General features: G+C 36.5%; 20 protein-coding genes. 14 read left to right on the top strand and 6 right to left on the bottom strand.

The window, feature by feature from the left end:
* The 4 genes from BUC12_RS15785 to BUC12_RS15770 form a co-directional block, all read right to left on the bottom strand.
* Entirely contained in the window at positions 1 to 1,392 is a 1,392-nt protein-coding gene (locus tag BUC12_RS15785; protein ID WP_062181827.1) for an aldo/keto reductase, read from the bottom strand.
* A 33-nt stretch (positions 1,393 to 1,425) separates the two neighbouring features.
* Positions 1,426 to 2,949 (bottom strand): 4Fe-4S binding protein, encoded by a 1,524-nt coding sequence (locus BUC12_RS15780; protein ID WP_062181823.1) that lies wholly within the window; start codon positions 2,947 to 2,949, stop codon positions 1,426 to 1,428.
* Positions 2,950 to 2,991: 42 nt separating this feature from the next.
* Positions 2,992 to 3,561, bottom strand: a complete 570-nt coding sequence (locus tag BUC12_RS15775) for a flavodoxin (protein WP_062181820.1) — start codon at positions 3,559 to 3,561, stop codon at positions 2,992 to 2,994.
* A gap of 85 nt (positions 3,562 to 3,646) precedes the next feature.
* Positions 3,647 to 4,546, bottom strand: a complete 900-nt coding sequence (locus BUC12_RS15770; protein WP_062181818.1) for a helix-turn-helix domain-containing protein — start codon at positions 4,544 to 4,546, stop codon at positions 3,647 to 3,649.
* 265 nt (positions 4,547 to 4,811) lie between these two features.
* Between BUC12_RS15770 and BUC12_RS15765 the strand changes: the two genes are divergently transcribed.
* From BUC12_RS15765 to BUC12_RS15740, 6 genes are all read left to right on the top strand, one after another.
* Entirely contained in the window at positions 4,812 to 6,353 is a 1,542-nt protein-coding gene (locus BUC12_RS15765; protein ID WP_062181815.1) for a PepSY-like domain-containing protein, read from the top strand.
* 29 nt (positions 6,354 to 6,382) lie between these two features.
* Entirely contained in the window at positions 6,383 to 6,826 is a 444-nt protein-coding gene (locus BUC12_RS15760) for a PepSY-like domain-containing protein (RefSeq protein ID WP_062181812.1), read from the top strand.
* 13 nt (positions 6,827 to 6,839) lie between these two features.
* The gene (locus BUC12_RS15755) at positions 6,840 to 7,292 is read left to right on the top strand and encodes a PepSY-like domain-containing protein (protein ID WP_062181809.1); all 453 of its coding nucleotides are present in this window, start codon (positions 6,840 to 6,842) and stop codon (positions 7,290 to 7,292) included.
* A 122-nt stretch (positions 7,293 to 7,414) separates the two neighbouring features.
* Positions 7,415 to 8,089 carry a response regulator transcription factor gene (locus tag BUC12_RS15750; protein WP_062181807.1) on the top strand — a complete coding sequence of 225 codons (675 nt, stop codon included), beginning with the start codon at positions 7,415 to 7,417 and terminating at the stop codon, positions 8,087 to 8,089.
* 36 nt (positions 8,090 to 8,125) lie between these two features.
* Positions 8,126 to 9,403, top strand: coding sequence for a sensor histidine kinase (locus tag BUC12_RS15745; protein ID WP_062181804.1), 1,278 nt, complete (start codon positions 8,126 to 8,128; stop codon positions 9,401 to 9,403).
* A gap of 1 nt (position 9,404) precedes the next feature.
* The gene (locus BUC12_RS15740; RefSeq protein WP_062181801.1) at positions 9,405 to 9,920 is read left to right on the top strand and encodes a hypothetical protein; all 516 of its coding nucleotides are present in this window, start codon (positions 9,405 to 9,407) and stop codon (positions 9,918 to 9,920) included.
* A 46-nt stretch (positions 9,921 to 9,966) separates the two neighbouring features.
* Here the strand turns inward: BUC12_RS15740 and BUC12_RS15735 are convergent, their stop codons facing one another.
* The gene (locus BUC12_RS15735) at positions 9,967 to 10,368 is read right to left on the bottom strand and encodes a hypothetical protein (RefSeq protein WP_062181798.1); all 402 of its coding nucleotides are present in this window, start codon (positions 10,366 to 10,368) and stop codon (positions 9,967 to 9,969) included.
* A 161-nt stretch (positions 10,369 to 10,529) separates the two neighbouring features.
* On the opposite strand from BUC12_RS15735, the gene BUC12_RS15730 reads away from it, so the two are divergent.
* Positions 10,530 to 10,925, top strand: coding sequence for a helix-turn-helix domain-containing protein (locus BUC12_RS15730; RefSeq protein WP_062181795.1), 396 nt, complete (start codon positions 10,530 to 10,532; stop codon positions 10,923 to 10,925).
* Positions 10,926 to 11,009: 84 nt separating this feature from the next.
* On the opposite strand, the gene BUC12_RS15725 is transcribed toward BUC12_RS15730, so the two are convergent.
* A complete protein-coding gene (locus tag BUC12_RS15725) occupies positions 11,010 to 11,327 on the bottom strand; it encodes a DUF493 domain-containing protein (RefSeq protein WP_062181792.1) in 318 nt (105 codons plus the stop codon).
* Between the two features lie 316 nt (positions 11,328 to 11,643).
* Between BUC12_RS15725 and BUC12_RS15720 the strand changes: the two genes are divergently transcribed.
* The 7 genes from BUC12_RS15720 to BUC12_RS15690 all read left to right on the top strand — a co-directional run bounded on the left by BUC12_RS15720 (position 11,644) and on the right by BUC12_RS15690 (position 17,764).
* Positions 11,644 to 12,918, top strand: coding sequence for a site-specific integrase (locus BUC12_RS15720; RefSeq protein ID WP_062181789.1), 1,275 nt, complete (start codon positions 11,644 to 11,646; stop codon positions 12,916 to 12,918).
* On the top strand, positions 12,915 to 13,514 hold the full coding sequence (locus tag BUC12_RS15715; protein WP_062181787.1) for a hypothetical protein: 600 nt from the start codon (positions 12,915 to 12,917) through the stop codon (positions 13,512 to 13,514). The genes BUC12_RS15720 and BUC12_RS15715 overlap by 4 nt, the downstream gene beginning before the upstream one ends.
* A 92-nt stretch (positions 13,515 to 13,606) precedes the next feature.
* Positions 13,607 to 13,930 carry a helix-turn-helix domain-containing protein gene (locus BUC12_RS15710; protein WP_062181784.1) on the top strand — a complete coding sequence of 108 codons (324 nt, stop codon included), beginning with the start codon at positions 13,607 to 13,609 and terminating at the stop codon, positions 13,928 to 13,930.
* 133 nt (positions 13,931 to 14,063) lie between these two features.
* The gene (locus BUC12_RS15705; RefSeq protein ID WP_062181781.1) at positions 14,064 to 15,248 is read left to right on the top strand and encodes a primase-helicase family protein; all 1,185 of its coding nucleotides are present in this window, start codon (positions 14,064 to 14,066) and stop codon (positions 15,246 to 15,248) included.
* A 267-nt stretch (positions 15,249 to 15,515) separates the two neighbouring features.
* A complete protein-coding gene (locus tag BUC12_RS15700) occupies positions 15,516 to 16,385 on the top strand; it encodes a BT4734/BF3469 family protein (RefSeq protein WP_062181778.1) in 870 nt (289 codons plus the stop codon).
* A gap of 528 nt (positions 16,386 to 16,913) precedes the next feature.
* A complete protein-coding gene (locus BUC12_RS20120) occupies positions 16,914 to 17,090 on the top strand; it encodes a hypothetical protein (protein ID WP_157257549.1) in 177 nt (58 codons plus the stop codon).
* On the top strand, positions 17,087 to 17,764 hold the full coding sequence (locus tag BUC12_RS15690) for a hypothetical protein (RefSeq protein ID WP_062181772.1): 678 nt from the start codon (positions 17,087 to 17,089) through the stop codon (positions 17,762 to 17,764). Before BUC12_RS20120 ends, BUC12_RS15690 begins: the two co-directional genes overlap by 4 nt.
* Positions 17,765 to 17,767 lie beyond the last annotated feature (3 nt).

The following is a 17,767-nucleotide window of genomic DNA, read 5'->3' as shown; positions in this document are numbered from 1 at the left end:
TTAAAATTCTATTTTTTGTTTTAATTGTTCGGTATAAAAGTCTATACGCCTCATCTCGGTTGGTATATCGATCCGTTGCGGGCAGTGAGGTTTACAAATCTCGCAACCAATACAATGACTTGCCTGCCGAAGCTTTGGCACACTACGGTCATATCCGACAAGAAATGCAGTACGTGCCTTCTTATAATTTTCATCCTTCGAACTTTTCAATTTATTTCCTGCACTAACAATACGGTTATAATGCCCGAAAACTCCCGGAATATCAAGCCCGTAAGGACAAGGCATGCAATACTGGCATTCGGTACATTGTACATAGTCGGCATTCAGCATGATTTCCGTAACCCTGTCCAAAGCTTCATATTCTTTCTTTTGCAATGGAATCAGAGGAGAATATGTCCGGATATTTTCCTGCAAATGTTCCATGTATACCATGCCACTCAATACCGTCAGAACACTTTCAGGTGTGCCAGCATAACGGAATGCCCATTGTGCGGCACTATCTTCGGGGTGTATCTCTTTCATTATATTCAAAGCCTGGGAAGGTACCCTCGAAAGACGTCCACCTAAGAGAGGTTCCATAATTACAGCCGGGATATTCTTCTTCTCCAGTTCAGTAAGCAAGTATTCGGCATTCGTATTACTTCCGGTCGCATGTTTCCAATCGACATAATTCAGCTGTATCTGAACAAAGTCCCATTTGATATCGCTTGCCAGCAAATAATCAAAAACAGCAATATCGCCATGAAACGAGAATCCCAGATTACGTACACGGCCTGCTTCGCGTTCTTTCAATAAAAAATCAAGTACTTTATTATCTATATACCGGTTTTCGAAAGTTTCCATCCCTCCATTACCGACAGTATGCAATAAATAATAATCGATATAATCGACCTTAAGTTCGCTAAACGACTTTTTATACATCGCCAAAGATCCTTCATACGAACGGACATTCGGGTTATTATTCATATTCGACAACTTGGTCGCAATAAAATATTTATCGCGGGGGTGCCGGCTCAAAGCAATACCTGTAGCTGCCTCGGACCACCCCCTCACATATACCGGAGATGTATCAAAATAGTTGACACCATGTGCAATAGCATAATCAATCAGTTCATTTACAATATCCTGATCGACCTCTTCTTCGCCTTTTGAGTTTTTCCTCAAAGGATAACGCATACAACCATATCCTAATAAAGAAACTTTGTCTCCTGTGGTAGGGGTGGTACGGTAAGTCATTTTATCAGTCGGAACTTCTCCTAATGTCCCCCCCTCTGCTGAAACTTTATTATCAGACTTGCATCCATATAATGCAGCTGTAGCAGCAACAGAACCGGCTCCCAATACTTTGAGAAAACTTCTTCTGCTTATTTCTTTTTTGCCTTTATTTTCCATACTATTTATCCATTTTTTTTAAGGTTCGAGACCTTAGATAGAATGATGCCTGACATTACCTTCTACATAAATTGCACTAAACGGACGTGCCGGACACAGATTTTCGCATGCCCCGCATCCGATACAAAGCTCCTTGTCCACTGTAGGAATCTTTAGAGAATCACTATAACCGGGATCCCTGTCGACTAAAGTAATAGCTCCTGTGGGACAATGATATTCACAGCTATTACATTGTACCTCATCTGTATTCACCACACAATTATCTTTAATCCAGACAGCTAAGCCAATAGATATTGCAGATTTTTCAGCAATGTCTATCGGTTTTATGGCTCCGGCAGGACATACCTGCGAACATTCCACACATTCGGGACGGCAATACCCTCTTTCATAAGACATCTCCGGCTGCATCAACGTGACAAGCTTACTCGACGGGCGCAATACTCCATTAGGGCAACCCGATATACACAATTGGCAGGCAGTACAATGCTGCTTCATATTTTGGGCACTTAATGCTCCAGGTGGAACAATAGGAGTTTTCCTATCCGGTATTTTCTTATCCTCAATAGTAGCTAATCCACCATCAACCTTTATCTGTTGAGATTTTACAATATTAGTAAAAGCCAGTAATCCTAACAATGAAAGTACACTGCGGCGCGACATTCCATCCTTATCATTTTCCGTATTCGAAGTATGATGCACATCCACAGTATCTACCGGAGTTTTGCTAGCGCCCCATTTTCGAGATGTATATACGATTGCTCCCGATTTGCATTTCTCCACACAGTTAAAGCAGGTTACACACCTACTGTAATCTATATTCTTTGTTTTGGCATCAATACAAGACGATTTACAATTACGGGCACACAAGCCGCACCCATTACATTTTTCTAATTCAAAATGAAGTTTGAAGATCGAAAAACGTGAGATAAACCCAAGTAATGTCCCAACCGGACAAATCGTATTACAATACGTTCTCCCATGTCTCCATGCAAGAATTGCAATTATTCCAAGACTTGCTACTGCTACACCGAATACAATCCAACTCTTCATCCAAACATCTACCGAATAAAAGGCATAACTGTCAATCCGTTCTGCAACCAGAGCTAAGAGATTATTACCCCAACGGTAAAGAGGAGTTAAGAATCCAGACGCCATTCGCCCATACGAAGCATAAGGATCCAGAGCGGAAACAACGACACTGATACCGGCAAGCATAGAAACTACAAACAATGCCAGTACGCCATAGCGTAAGTACGATTTAGGAGAAGAGTACCTGAAACGGTTTTTCTTGCCTTTTCTTCTCCCCGATACATTAGATATGCCATCCTGAAATACCCCCAACGGACATATTACAGAACAGTATAATCTACCAAAAATAAATGTGAGTAGTAGCAGAAAAATAATTGCGACTACATTTACCGCCAGTATAGCAGGGACGAGTTGTACTTTTGCCATCCAACCAAACCATAAGTGAAATGATCCGGTGAAATCCAGAAACAACAAGGTCGTAAGAAAAAAGAATATACCGGCAGTTATAATCCTGATTTTTCGTAGCATGTTCTTCTTTTAAAGTGGTTATTTAAGTTTTTAATCAGAGTATTACTTTATCAGCCCTAGATCTTTCAGCCATCTCTGAACATCAGGCATAGCTTCGTTTACCGAACCTCCCCTAACCGGAAGTCCTTTCAGAACGGTTGCTTTAGGTGCCATTTTCTTAATATCGGTTACACTAGCTCCCAGCCGGCTACCTTCGTGAGTGATAAAAGGAACAATTGTTTTGCCTTCGAAATTATAACTTTCCAAAAAAGTCATAACAGCCGGAGCAATTGTATTCCACCAATTAGGAGACCCGATATATATTACATCATATTGACTAAAATCCTTGACTTTGTTTTTAAGTGGCGGCCTGTATCCCGATTCCAATTCTCTTTTTGCCTGTGCTGTAACCTCATTATAGACAGACGGATAATCATTTACGGTTTCTATCCTAAAGATATCACCGCCTACACTCTTTTGAATATGTTCTGCAACTATACGGGTATTACCATTACGCAGAGAATAATAAACTATCAAAGCTTTCTTTTGATTAGTTGACGATTGCGCACACACATTGAGACTTCCGATAAATAGCATGATAATAATAACTGATAATAACGACTTTGTTTTCATGTTTGTAAATTACTTAGTTCGTTTACCAAAATTACCATGGAGAGGAAATCATCACTATTGCAAATCAAACGATCATTTGTTCAATTCAAACAATTTGAGGCGATCGATGTGCTGTCGGTGATAAATCCGTATGTTTCTTTATAAAATTACTAAAAGATGCGGGTTCTTCGAAGCCCAGAGCAAAAGCTATCTCCCCTACCGAATAGTTAGAATGTTGGAGCAATTGCACTCCTTCCTGTACAATTCTGTTTATAATTAATGTCGATGTAGTTCTGCCCGTACTTGATTTAACCACCCTGTTGAGATGATTTACATGTACAGATAAACGTTCGGCATAATCATTTGCTGTTTTAAGTGTTAGTCCCTTATACGGTATTTCGACCGGGAACTGACGTTCCAGTAAAGCCAAAAATAATTCAGCTGTACGTTGTCCCGCATTTTTCTGGGGAATATAAGAATCCGATAACTGCCCCCTCACTGACTCATGTACAAGTAAATGGAGGTACGAACGCAGAACATCGGCTTTTTGTGTATAGTCAGATGTTAGTTCCGCTTGCATTTTAGCAAACAGTTCTTTTATATTGTTTACAGTGTTGTCATCTATAAAATAGATACGTTCTTTGGAAATGTCGAGAAGCGGAGTTTCCGCTAACGAACTGTTGCGGTCTCCCGATTTAAGAAAAGATTCATTAAATATACAATACATTCCTCTTTCGCTTCCTGCTTCAATTGCTTCCCACGCATAAGGAATCAACGGATTCGAAAAGAGAATAGCCGGTCTGTCCACCATTATCCATCTGTCGGCATAATATAATTTACCGATATCCAGAACTAAGGCAACCTTATAAAAATCCCGGTAGCTGAAAGAGGTTTTCCCTATATTACATTTGCTTGCATCAATATCAATATATTCCTCCCCCTTATTTAAAATCATAGGACCTCTACTGTTTATACGTTCGTAAAACTCAGTCAGGCTTTCTATCATAGCATGTAGTTTGATTCGATTTTAAATGTAATAATTTTATTAAAAAGAGACAATACTCATAAACTTCTGCTGTAATTTTTTGAGTTTTATTAACTATAAATCAAGCAACTGCCAAAGACTTCCTCCAAAGCATTTACCCCGAGACCCGATTATTCCCAAATATTTCCAGATTTGCCCATTTCCTTTGCAATATATTCTTGAATGTCCAAGAATCTAAGCATGCAAGCTTAATGAGAAATCATCTAATTAAAATTACATTATAAATATGAAGTCTTTAGTAACAACTCTTTTTTTAAGCTCCTTCATCCTGTTTAGTGTAGGATGCAGCAATGACAATAATTCCGACCTAATCGATGGAGGTACAGAAGTAACAGGTATTCAGCAAAGTGAGATCAAACTCAGAATTGCTGAATACTATTCAGCCCCTTCCACATCCGCTCAATCGGTAAGCAATATTCAGACAGAATTCGACAAGAAATTCCCTAACGCAACCGATGTTGAATGGAAGGCATCAAACAACGTATACGAAATAGACTTCGAAATCAGCAATGTCGATTACGAAGCATGGTACGACAGCAATGCCAATTTACTGATGTACAAATATGACATAGCGAACGGCGAATTGCCTTCAGCCGTTTCATCTGCTATAGCGAGCGATTATACAGGATATACTCTTGATGAAGCGGAGAAAGTATATAAAGGCGAAATTATTGGATACTATGTCGACCTGAAGAAAAACAAGACAGAAGTTCATGCTTTTTACAAAGAAGACGGAACTTTTATCTCCAAGAACCTTTGGGAAGATGATTCTGTAAAACCCGCCAACGATGCCGAAACTTCGACTCCCGAAATCAGTGGTACACTTACAGACGAAGCAACAGATGCTCTTATTGCCGCATACTATTCGGGGAACGACACCGATATTCTTCCGGCCAATGTGCCATCAGCTATTTCCTCAAACTTTAAGACTGTATTCCCTAATGCACGGGATATTGATTGGGAAACCTCGGCTAATGTTTATAAAGTAGATTTTGAGATCAACAATGTAGACTATGACGCATGGTACAATTCAGATGGAACATTACTGGCATACAGATTCGACATAACCAAATCATCATTACCCCAAAGTGTACAAACAGCGATATCTGACAAATTCAACGGTTATACAATCGAAGATGTCGAAAAAGTAATCAAAGCCAATAGTGCAGGGTATCTAGTAGAATTAGAAAACCTCAATATTGAAGAAGATGCATACTTCACCGAAGACGGAACATATATATCCAATTCATTCTACAAGGCAAGCACTTCAGGAGACAATACCGAAGAACCAGTAACCACACCTGAAATACCTGTTGACGGAAACTATACCGACGACGAGATAGACGCCTTATTAGCAAGCTATCAACAAGGCAGGGATAAAGATATAAACGCAGCCAATGTTCCGGTATTAGTAACTACAGCTTTCAACAGCCAATTTGCATCAGCACGAGATATCGACTGGGACTATGTTGGTAATGTATATAAGGTAGATTTTGAAATAGCTAATGTTGATTACGAAGCATGGTATGTAAGCGATGGAACATTATTAATGTACACTCAGGAAGTAAGATACCCCACTATAGCAAGCACTGTACAAAATGCCGTTGCAGCTAAATACACTGAATATAAAGTCGATGGCTGTGATTATTTCCAGAAAGGTACAATAAAAGGATATATCATCGAATTGGAAAACAAACGTACTGATGCCGAATTAATTGTGATATACAAAGAAGACGGGGCATTTATCAGTGAAATTACTGATTATTAAACAGACACCAATCATAACTCCATGCAATTATGAAAAAGATTATCATTACCGCAATTGCCATTATAGCCATAGCTTGCTTATCATTCTTTGTACTGGATGTATATAACGATAACAGGCTTGTAGCTAAAGACAGTCTACCGAAAAGTATCGTAGACTTTATTGATACAAATTTCCCTGAAACCAATATACGCAGTGCAGAGATCGACTTTCTCGATTATGGTGTCTGGCTGGAAGACGATACTTATGTCGAATTCAAATGGAATAGGGAATGGGATAAAATAGAGAGGCATAACGCGTCGGTTCCCTCTCAATTAATACCAGCCGGAATAACCTCATTTGTTAGAGAAAAATATCCGGAATCGATGATAATAAAAGTCTCGATAGACGATAACCGGTATGAGGTAAATATATCGAACAATTATATTGAACTCATATTTAATAAACAAGGAAACTATATAGGAATTGATAAATAAACACTCAAAAGAAATGAAAAAGTTACTATTTACATTAAGCATTATCACACTGGCATTTACGTATACTTCATGCAGTGATGATGACGATGACAAGAAGATCTCTTACGAAAGCCTGCCTGCCGAATCGCGGCTATTTATAGAAACTCACTTCCCCGGCGTTACGGTACGGCTTGTAGAAGAAGATAACGACAGCTACGATGTGTATCTGTCAAACGGTTATGAAGTCGATTTCGACAAACAAGGGGTATGGAAAAACGTTGATGGAAATCATCAGCAATTACCGGCAAGTATCCTTGCACTATCACCACTGGACATTGTTTCCGAATACGTACAAACAACATATCCCAGCCAGTACATTGTCGAAATAGACAAAGACAACCAGAAGAATGGCTATGAAGTGACCCTTAATAATAATCTGGAACTGATTTTCGAATGGAACGGAACTTTCAGGACTATTGATTATTAAATTATTTTCATAAACAACCAAAAGGTGGAGGAAATACCAATCTCTGGTATTTCCTTCTATTTTCGTTACTGTAAGCTGCTATTTTTTTCTAAATTTGAAATATTCACTATAACCATTTGCGAATGAAGATACTTGTTATTGAGGACGAATTTGAAATGCTGAAGTCTATAGAAACATTTATGGAGTCCGAAAACTTTCTGGTAGAAAGAGCTACAGACTTCGACTCTGGAATGGAGAAAATTGCCATGTACGAATATGACTGCATTCTTTTAGATATCAATCTACCCGGAGGAAACGGGCTGAAGATACTTGAGGAAATGAAAAAAAAGGGTATCCGCGGCAATGTCATTATTATATCCGCAAGAGATTCGGTCGATGATAAAATCAGTGGTCTGGATTCGGGGGCAGACGATTACCTTGCTAAGCCGTTTCATCTGGCGGAATTATCATCACGCATCAAGGCGGTAATCCGCAGGAAGCAGCAAGGAGGAAAAAACAATCTGACTTTGGGCAATCTATTCATAGACTTCTCTGCGAGAATTGTGGAGATTGACGGAACGGAACTTAAGTTAAACAGGAAAGAATTCGATATCCTATCTTTTTTCGTTGTAAACACAAACCGCCTGATAACAAAAGAGACTTTGGCCGAACACGTATGGGGAGATAATATAGATATGGCAGATAACTTCGACTTTGTGTACTCCCAGGTTAAAAATCTCAGAAAAAAGCTGAAAGAGAATGATGCCAATATAACCATCTCTAATGTATATGGTGTAGGTTATAAAGTAACCGTTTAAAACCCGAGTGATAATGTCTTTTCCTGAACGAATAATATGAAACTGGCAAATTATCTGACGTTGAGACTATCTCTTCTTTTTATACTGATCTTACTGATCTGGTCTGTTATCTATTTCTTCAAACAAATGAATGAAATATATGACGGAATAGATGAAGGTCTTAACAATCTGAAACAGGAATTGATATTGGAAGCCAATAAAATTCCCGACTTCATGGATAATATGGCAAAATACGATCCCTTAAATCTCTTTATCGAGAAAATATCGTACGAAGAAGCCATTGGCATGAAAGAAGTATACTCCAACACATTCGTATATTTCGAAAGTGAGCAAGAGAAGGAAGAAGTACGCATGCTGACAACAGCTTTTCTTTGTACCCAAGATAACGAATATTACCGGATAAAGATATTTACATCCACAGTCGAGAGCGACGATATGATCGAGAATATGCTTTATCTTCTCATGACATTATGGGTAGCACTTTCGCTATTCCTGATAATTGCGACTAAAAGAATCATCAACAAAAGCAGTAAACCCTTTTACACCCTTCTGAGCCAACTTAAGCATTTCAAACTAAACGAGAGGCAGATGCCCGATTTGCCCACAACTTCCATATCCGAATACTCAGACCTGATAGAATCGGTTAAAGAATTATTGGAAAAGAACATTAATGCATATGCCGAACAAAGGCATTTTATCGAAAACGCATCCCATGAACTTCAAACTCCTATTGCGATAGCTATAGGAAAATTAGAACTGATGATGAATGACGATAGTCTTTCTCAACAGCAAGTTGAAGATATAAACGTAGTGATTAACAGTCTGGGACGAACTAAAAGATTAAATAATACATTATTGTTACTATCTAAAATAAAAAACAAACAGTTCACCAGAAATGAACTTATCGACTTCACACATGTATTCGATGAGGTTCTGGAAGATTTCGAAGCTTTAGCTGACTATAAGGAAATAACCATAAACACTGAAAAAAGAGGTATCCCCCAAATAAACATGAACCGGGATCTGGCTTTTATTATGGTAAATAACCTCGTAAAAAATGCAATTGCCCACAACAAAACAGGTGGACATATAAATATAGTTTTCGACAATAAAACAATTACGATATCCAACAGTGGCGAACCTTTACCTCCCGACAATACTGATATTTTCAGTCGATATGTTTCGTACTCCGGCAGTAAACAATCGTCGGGATTAGGGCTTTCCATAGTGAAAACAATTGTCGAACAATACAACATACAAATAAATCATAACTATTCTAATGGTATACATACAATCACCCTAAAATTTAACTGAAATGAGAATATACCCCACAGCCGTATTCTATACCATCAGCCTCCTGCTAATTTCCTGTCAACACAGGACGATTGAGGTTACTCCGCCTGTTTCTTCCCAATACACCTATGAGACAGCCGATTCTTTATTGAACATTTACGAAATATCCCATCCGGCAAAGACCCGTCCTACAGACCAGCTGTCAAAGCAACACCGGACAGACTTTCCTCAGGCTAAGGACATAGAATGGAAAATGAGCAATGATATCTACAGTGTAAAATTCGAAATAGGAGATACAGATTATAAAGCCTATTATAACAAAGAAGCCAATTTAATTGCCTACAAATACGAAATTGAAGAGAAAGACCTTCCTGCAATAGTAAAAAACGCTTCTATTGCTGTATATCCCGATTATCATTTCGAAGAGATAACCAAGATGATATACGGTTCGCAAACAATATACAAGCTGGAGTTGGAAAGGAATGATCACGAGCGAATTATAGTCTTACGATCCGACGGAACAATTCTGCATGTGTAAGAACAAATCTCGTGATTTGAGTTCTCCACCAAGGGGTTAAAGATTATCAGCGAGCTGCAAATGCAATGGCTATATCTTTTTGGTCTTTTTTCAAACAGACGATAAACTGATCTGAATACCACCAGCTTTTATTTAGATCATAACTATAAACCAAGTTACAGACACGGATAAGGTCACACAGGTTTTTGTCGTCATCGAAAAAGATATGTAAAAAATCACATACATTAGTCTTACTATTAAATGTGCAGGATATGGTCGCACCTTCAATTTGTACCTCGAGAAATATTTCAGACGTATTATGTTCTTGATTGAGGCAATCGGTACACAGTAATATTGCCTTAGGGAACATTTGTTTTATAGCTCCCTCTGTCTTATTTAAAATACTAGTTGCATAATCATTGATAGTGTAGCCAAAAGTATTGAACAGTGTTTGTGTTGATGCTTCCATTATTCCAACGATTTATTATTTGTGGAACAAAGTACAGGCTATAAGACAGTATATTTTAATCCTTTGAATTCTAAAAGCTGAACTTTTTTAGAGTAAAATACCACCTTCGGCTTTTATTTTTGTACTTTTGATTTATTAATCTGATAAGCATATAAATATTTATGGATACAACAGAAGCAAAGAAAAGAAGCGATGGATATAATGCAAAACGCATCCGCGAAATCTTAGGCGTTAAACAGGAAGACCTTGCCGAAAGGTTAGGCTTGTCACAACGCACGGTATCCAAACTTGAACAAACCGATATACTAAAAGATGAACAGTTAGAAGCTATTGCAAAAGCCCTTAATGTTCCGGTTGATGCTATTAAAAACTTTAATGAAGAAAGAACTATAAATATTATTGCTAATACTTATAATGATGAAGCTGTTAGCTATGCCGTTCATTATAAATGTACTTTTAATCCATTAGAAAAAGTAGTCGAGCTTTACGAACGCATGCTACAAACAGAAAGAGAAAAAGTCGCTTTATTGGAAGAAGTTCTCAAAGAAAAGAAGTAAAAAACTAGATTTAAATACCTACAAAACAAAATCTCCGACATACTATTATGCCGGAGATTTATATTTATAATAAGACCACTAAACTTATAACATCACGATTCCTTCTATAGCAGCCGCCTGCCTGTAATAAATGATAATATCATCAGCATCATTTACAGGAACCTTTATAGTTACGCTTGTGTATTTACCATTTTTACTATCCCTGCTCGAAATACTACCATTCGATTGATCAAATATCGAGTGTAAACGAGCAATTATGCTCTGCTCGGCAGGCACAATATATTTAAAGATATAATCTGTAGGAAATGTATGAGTCTCTTTCAGTTTATCTTTAAAATTCAGATAAAAATCATTTACAGTCTGATCCTTATCGTTATCAAATACTCCAATTCTTTCTTTCATAACAATATATAGACAAACATTAAGCCAATAATATAATTATGCCAAACTGACAGTGAAATATAACGTATCGATATATAAATCACATAAAACAAAAAAGGCTCTGAAAACCAGAACCTTCTTTTGTACTCGGAGCGGGAGTAACTTTATGATTTATTGTAATTTTCCGTATTTATCTTATCACTATTTATATAGCATGATTATCAATAAAATAAATACAATCACAAAAACAAATTTGATTAACTACGATTAAAATAAGTAAATAAAATACCGAACAATTACCGAACAATTATTATCTTTGTTATAAATCTTTATAACTATGGCTGAATTAAGATTTATCATACGTGATATGGAGGCTAAAAAACCTCAATCAATTTGCATCAAATATTATTTCGGTAAAGATACACTTCTATACGCCACCAGGCTAAAAGTGTTACCTATTCATTGGGATCCGGAAAAATACAGAGTAAAAAACACAAAATATTGTATAGAGAAAGACGATTTAAACGAGAATCTACAAGACATAGAAAACGCGATAAATAAATATATAATACAATCTGTAAAAGATGGGTTTATTGTAAACAAAGAAAAACTAAAACATTTCTTAGATATTCATTTTGGTAAAAAACAAGAAAACAAAGCTGTCAAAAATTTACACGAATTCTTTCAGCAATTTATAGATCAGAACGAAACTCGATTTAACGAGAATAGCGGTAAAATAATAGGGTATAGAGCAAAGTTAGAGTATAAACGAACCTTCTCCACCCTAAAAAAATTTGAGTCTGAAAAGGAGATTAATTTGGATTTTGAAGACATAACTCTTGATTTCTATTCTGATTTTGTTGCTTATCTCCAAAACTTAGACCTTGCAACCAATACAATAGGAAGACATATTATTAATCTAAAGGCCGTATTGAATTCAGCTACAGAAAAAGGTATCAATAAAAATTTAATGTTCAAACAGGCAAAATTTAAAGCCTTAACAGAAGAAAGCTTTAGTGTTGCATTAGATGAATCAGAATTAGAAATATTGCATAAACATGATTTCTCGAATAGTTCCAGACTGGAAAAAACACGAGATTTATTCCTCATAGGGGCTTGGACTGGATTAAGGTTTTCAGATCTTACCCGCATAAAAAAAGAATATATAAAAAATGATATATTAACGCTCAAACAGCAAAAGACAGGCGGTGTAGTTGCAATTCCGATGCTACCTATATTCAAAGAAATATGGGATAAGTATAACGGCGAAATACCTTTAGATATAAGCGTGCAAAAATTTAATGAGAATCTAAAAGATGTTTGTAAGGCTGCAAAAATAAACAGTGTAGTTGAAAAAATAATAACAAAAGGTGGAAAAAGAAAAATAGATCAAAAAGAAAAATGGGAATTGATCGGTAGCCACACGGCTAGACGGAGTTTTGCAACAAATATGTATAAATCCGGATTCCCTACTGTATCCTTGATGCAAATCACGGGGCATAAAACGGAATCGGCTTTCCTCAAATATATAAAAGTTACGCCTGAAGAACACGCAAAACTCTTAAAAAAACATTGGGAAAAATACAGCAAACCAGAAAAAGAAGAAAAATGAAAAAATCAAATTTGGCTATACATGAATTATTGAAATTAAATAGTTCAGAGTTCTTAGACCATGTTTCAGAACACTACATTACTGAAACAGAGGCATTTGGATATATTTTAAAGTTTCAAGAGGATATCGCATCTTTAGAAGAGTTCATTAAGTTAATAGATGACCATTTTATAACTTTTAATCTGATCTGGGGAGGAATGGACGATTTTAAAATAGGAGAAATTATGCTATATAGAATTAAAAATCTAGCTACTCAAAAATTAGACGAAATATCTAAAAAGAATCCGCAAAGAAAAGAAAATAAAGAATTCACAACAACTAGACAGATATTGGCAATTCAAACGTTGTTAGATGAATATGTAAAGATAGATCGTACAATAGATAAGACTGTCCTCACTGCATTTATACAGTTTATAACAGGGAAAGAGCCTAATACTGCGCCAAAAGATACTAATATATATAAATATGTCACCGGACAAAACACCCGCTCAGATAAATTACACAATCAAGACTGTGATTTCGTGGCGGGTATGTTTGATAAGATAGGGCTTCAAAACACAGCTACAAAGATAAGAAACGGTAAGACCGAAAAATAAACATAAATTTAGGGTATATAATCGGGTATATTTTTTATACCCTAACAGCATAAAGAGGCGTAAACTTTGCAGAAACATAAAACGAAAATGTTATGCAAAGTTCATCAAACACAAATGCGGTTCTTCTCCATATTGCTACAATGGGGGATATAGAACAAATGATCGGCCGTGTTATCGATAACAGGCTGGACAAATTAAAAAGTATTACATCTACACCTGTTGAATCAAAACAAGAGAATCTATTTACAAGAAAAGAAACCTCTGAGAGGCTTAAAATATCGCTTGTTACTCTTAACAACTGGACCAACATCGGTATAATTAAAGCTAAAAGAATCGGTACACGTGTACGCTATACCGAATCTGCTATTGAAGAAGCTTTGAAGAATATCGCAGCAAATAGGGGAGGTCGCGGATGAAAAAAGAAAAAGGTAATTCTCCCAAATCACCCTCCCTGTATCACAAGGACAAATATAGCACAAATATCTGTAAAAAACTATCTTTTAATCATTTATCTGGGAAAAACCCTCTTAGTTTAGAAAGGAGGGTATAATGAATCAGATAACACTAAATGATAATACATTCGATTTATTCGAACCGGAGATAGAACTACCTCTTATATTCCAGATAGGCGATAACTTCTATATACGTGCAACCTCTTATGATACTCGCGAACAAAGCCGTACCGAAATAAAACAAGTAACCAAACAAACCCTAAAAGACCGATACGGCATAAAGGATATCACTACAATACCTTATTTCGAAACAGAATGTTATGTTCCAGCACACACTGGGTATAAGCCAGTAATAGAAAATAGCTTTAATAGCTATCACCCGTTACCCATAAAGCCCAAAAAGGGAGACTATAGCACATGGGAGAAGCTAATCAGGCACATAGGACAAGACAAATACGAGATTGTACTTAATTATCTGATAGTGCTTTTCCAGTATCCTACAGAAAAACTCCCTGTTATCATATTCGCCTCTAAAGAAAATGAGACTGGTAAATCTACGTTTATGCAGTCGGTTGCATATCTATTAGGTAATAATGCCGGCATATTCGGACAGGACGATCTGAACAGCCAGTTTAATACCTGGATTATGAACTTACTAGCTGTATTTGAGGAAATATCCGATACAAAAAAGAGTATCAATAAATTAAAAGCTATTTCCACAGCAGCAAAAACGACTGTGAATAGAAAATTCATGCCCCAATTTAGCTTTGAGCCATTTGTAAAAATAATGATTGCTTCTAACGATGAAGATACTTGTATCCATCTCAATGAGGAGGATACTAGATATTTGGTTCTTAAGCCTGAAAAGATCAAAGACTTCGATCCCGACTTCGATAACAAATTAAAAGAGGAGGCTCCAGCAATGTTATGGTATTTACTTAATACCGAACCTACAATAAAAAAACAGTCTCGAATATGGTTTACTGCTAAAGATATCCAGACAGAACAGTTTAATAAGATTGTCGAAACATCCAGAAGCCCGATATATCAGGATATCCGTTTGGTGGTCGATGAAATAATGACTGAAGATAATTTAACAGAACTATACATTACGGCAAGTGAATTAGCCGGTAAACTAGGCAATAGATACGCCCTTAACGAGATCACAACATGCCTCCGAAAGGAATTTAAACTTTATAATACACTGATGCGGTACACTCCTTATATGGGATTGACAGAAAAAGTAGGAAGACCCTATTTATTTAAGGCTGCAAATCAATGATGTAACTTTTTTGTAACCAAATGTAACAACTTTGTAGATAGGTAAACCATTAATAATAAACATTGTAACACTTGTAACACTATTTTTTATAATAATATAAATATAATATTATACATATATAATGACTACTGTACGCTATATAATATCTTCTAAGAGTAAAAATGTGTTGTTACAGTGTTAACTCTGTAACAACTCAGATAATCAAGCACTTAAATGTTATTTTATTGTTACAGTAGTGATACAAAATCAATAATTTTTATGAACACCATGGATATACTTAATAAAAAATGCTCTTTCTTCTCAGACAATAAGAGTACAACGGCCGAAAAAGAAATAACCTTAAGAGATTTCCTCTATTATCCGGATACCAAAAAATTAGTAGAAGAGTACCGGAGAACCGGAGATAAGCTCATTAAAGATAAGCTACCTTGTGCAACCATATCCGGTATATGTGTTGGTGGACGTAAAGATTCTAATATGAGGCTTAACGGCGTAGTTGCTATCGACTTAGATAAGAAAGCTAATCCGCACATAACTAATCTGGAGGATCTAAAGAACTATACACATCATATTCCTTATGTAGCTGCCTGTGCTCATTCGGCTGGCGGGAAAGGTTATTATATCCTTATCCCCATTGCATACCCGGATAGGCACAAAGAACAGTATATCTCTATCTGCGATGATTTTGAACGTTGCGGTATAACGATAGATCGTCTATGTTCCAACCCTAGCCGTTTAAGGTTCATCTCATCCGATGACGAGCCTTATATCAATGAAAATGCAACCGTATATACCCGATTACCTCCTAATACAGAAAAGCCTAAGAAAGTAAAATCAAATAGTCAGGTAACGGAGACAGATAAAGCCAATATCAAAAAATGTGTTGATTATATCTGTGGAGAGCTTATAAATATTGTGGAGTCCTATGAAGACTGGTTCGCAGTTGGTTGTTCTCTGGCCTCTTGTTTGGGAGAGGATGGCCGGGAGTTCTTTCATGCCATTAGTTCTATGTCGGGTAAGTATGACTATTCAGAGTGTGATAAAAAATATAACGAGTGTCTGAAAGCCAATCACACCAATATCGGTAGATTCTTCAATATGTGCAAGAAATATAATATCGAATATAAAAACTTATAAAATATACCCATATTATTTAGACTAATTATAAATAATATATTTAGAATCAATCTAAATAATTAATCTTCACAATTCTAAGTAATTAAAGCGATATATGAAAAGAAGAATACATTTTTATAGAAACAACAAATACATAGACAGCTCATAACAAGCATATTAACCAATAACAAGTAAATATATAGGAGTATAAAATTGATATCCTATAGACAATACGAATTTACATCTTATAGCCATATTACGGCTATTAACTTAATAACTTAATAACATTAAAACAAATTAAAAAATGGAAACAATTAACGGAATAAATACTACTGGCTGGGAGGATGTACAAATCCCCGTTAACATTGGTCGCCTAACCCGAATAGCGCAGCAGGTTAGATCTATACTGTTATCAGATGGTATAGACATTGACTCTGAATGCGAATCTATCTTACGCACCCTCTCTTCTATGACCCGTGGATTAATCGATGCGGACATGACCATCACTGAGGTAGACGAAATATTAAAAGACAAATAAATCAAACAATTATGGCAAAGAAATTAGAACTATCAGACAAACGTCGGTCAGGTTTAGAAACTAAACACGGCAAGCAAGTAATAGAAGCTATTTCCGATGTGTTCCAGGCGATGGAAGACGAAAGAGCTGATAAAGAAGCACTCGATAAGCAAATGAATGATATACTAGATAAAACTAACTCATTATGAAAAAAGAAGTTATCTACCAAAATAAAGCCCTGATAACGTTCACGCTATCAGGCTACCATACAGCAGTGTCTATTATTCAAAAAGAAGTAGACGCTCTGAAAGATACCGGCCTAAAAATAAACGATGATATCTTACTCGATCTTATGTTTAACAGTGGTTTGCACACTAAGGAGCTAGCCGAAAGGCAAATAAATGAAGAAGCTGGTAAATTTGCCCTCACAGCAATGAAATCACAGTTCCTGGAGCAAATGCAGCCGCTACTTAGCCAAATAGAAACGGCTCAAAGCAATGTTAAGGCTGCAATGCATGTTTCAGGTCACTCCCATTCGGCCACATTAAACGCTGACCATTTTATCATTAAAGATCTACGCGTAAGCTTAGTAGATGATCTGGAACATATTATAACTGATGCCCATACTAATTATGCTGATACTCCTGACAAAATAGAAGTGCTGAAGAGGGCCAAAAGGCTAAAGCAAGAGATCGAAGACTTTGAAGCCTTCTTAAGAAGTCGCGGTGATGTGCTTCACCCAGTAGGGGGTGTAAGCATCTGGGGTGGGGCCCTATACGCTGGGGATATATTGCTTGTGAATACCAAAGGAGGTAAATGCAACATAGCGATACAGCCTCATGTCATTGATATGCTTTACAGTAAACAACCACATGATAATTAAAGT

Source organism: Indolivaga macrotermitis (assembly GCF_900128985.1).
Taxonomy (GTDB): domain Bacteria; phylum Bacteroidota; class Bacteroidia; order Bacteroidales; family Dysgonomonadaceae; genus Dysgonomonas_A; species Dysgonomonas_A macrotermitis.
This window is presented reverse-complemented; position numbering and strand designations above follow the sequence as displayed.

Excerpts from the sequence above, each read along its gene's own strand:
- BUC12_RS15785 (WP_062181827.1), bottom strand. The coding sequence starts at position 1,392 with ATGGAAAATAAAGGCAAAAAAGAAATAAGCAGAAGAAGTTTTCTCAAA.
- BUC12_RS15780 (WP_062181823.1), bottom strand. The coding sequence starts at position 2,949 with ATGCTACGAAAAATCAGGATTATAACTGCCGGTATATTCTTTTTTCTT.
- BUC12_RS15775 (WP_062181820.1), bottom strand. The coding sequence starts at position 3,561 with ATGAAAACAAAGTCGTTATTATCAGTTATTATTATCATGCTATTTATC.
- BUC12_RS15770 (WP_062181818.1), bottom strand. The coding sequence starts at position 4,546 with ATGATAGAAAGCCTGACTGAGTTTTACGAACGTATAAACAGTAGAGGT.
- BUC12_RS15765 (WP_062181815.1), top strand. The coding sequence starts at position 4,812 with ATGAAGTCTTTAGTAACAACTCTTTTTTTAAGCTCCTTCATCCTGTTT.
- BUC12_RS15760 (WP_062181812.1), top strand. The coding sequence starts at position 6,383 with ATGAAAAAGATTATCATTACCGCAATTGCCATTATAGCCATAGCTTGC.
- BUC12_RS15755 (WP_062181809.1), top strand. The coding sequence starts at position 6,840 with ATGAAAAAGTTACTATTTACATTAAGCATTATCACACTGGCATTTACG.
- BUC12_RS15750 (WP_062181807.1), top strand. The coding sequence starts at position 7,415 with ATGAAGATACTTGTTATTGAGGACGAATTTGAAATGCTGAAGTCTATA.
- BUC12_RS15745 (WP_062181804.1), top strand. The coding sequence starts at position 8,126 with ATGAAACTGGCAAATTATCTGACGTTGAGACTATCTCTTCTTTTTATA.
- BUC12_RS15740 (WP_062181801.1), top strand. The coding sequence starts at position 9,405 with ATGAGAATATACCCCACAGCCGTATTCTATACCATCAGCCTCCTGCTA.
- BUC12_RS15735 (WP_062181798.1), bottom strand. The coding sequence starts at position 10,368 with ATGGAAGCATCAACACAAACACTGTTCAATACTTTTGGCTACACTATC.
- BUC12_RS15730 (WP_062181795.1), top strand. The coding sequence starts at position 10,530 with ATGGATACAACAGAAGCAAAGAAAAGAAGCGATGGATATAATGCAAAA.
- BUC12_RS15725 (WP_062181792.1), bottom strand. The coding sequence starts at position 11,327 with ATGAAAGAAAGAATTGGAGTATTTGATAACGATAAGGATCAGACTGTA.
- BUC12_RS15720 (WP_062181789.1), top strand. The coding sequence starts at position 11,644 with ATGGCTGAATTAAGATTTATCATACGTGATATGGAGGCTAAAAAACCT.
- BUC12_RS15715 (WP_062181787.1), top strand. The coding sequence starts at position 12,915 with ATGAAAAAATCAAATTTGGCTATACATGAATTATTGAAATTAAATAGT.
- BUC12_RS15710 (WP_062181784.1), top strand. The coding sequence starts at position 13,607 with ATGCAAAGTTCATCAAACACAAATGCGGTTCTTCTCCATATTGCTACA.
- BUC12_RS15705 (WP_062181781.1), top strand. The coding sequence starts at position 14,064 with ATGAATCAGATAACACTAAATGATAATACATTCGATTTATTCGAACCG.
- BUC12_RS15700 (WP_062181778.1), top strand. The coding sequence starts at position 15,516 with ATGGATATACTTAATAAAAAATGCTCTTTCTTCTCAGACAATAAGAGT.
- BUC12_RS20120 (WP_157257549.1), top strand. The coding sequence starts at position 16,914 with ATGGCAAAGAAATTAGAACTATCAGACAAACGTCGGTCAGGTTTAGAA.
- BUC12_RS15690 (WP_062181772.1), top strand. The coding sequence starts at position 17,087 with ATGAAAAAAGAAGTTATCTACCAAAATAAAGCCCTGATAACGTTCACG.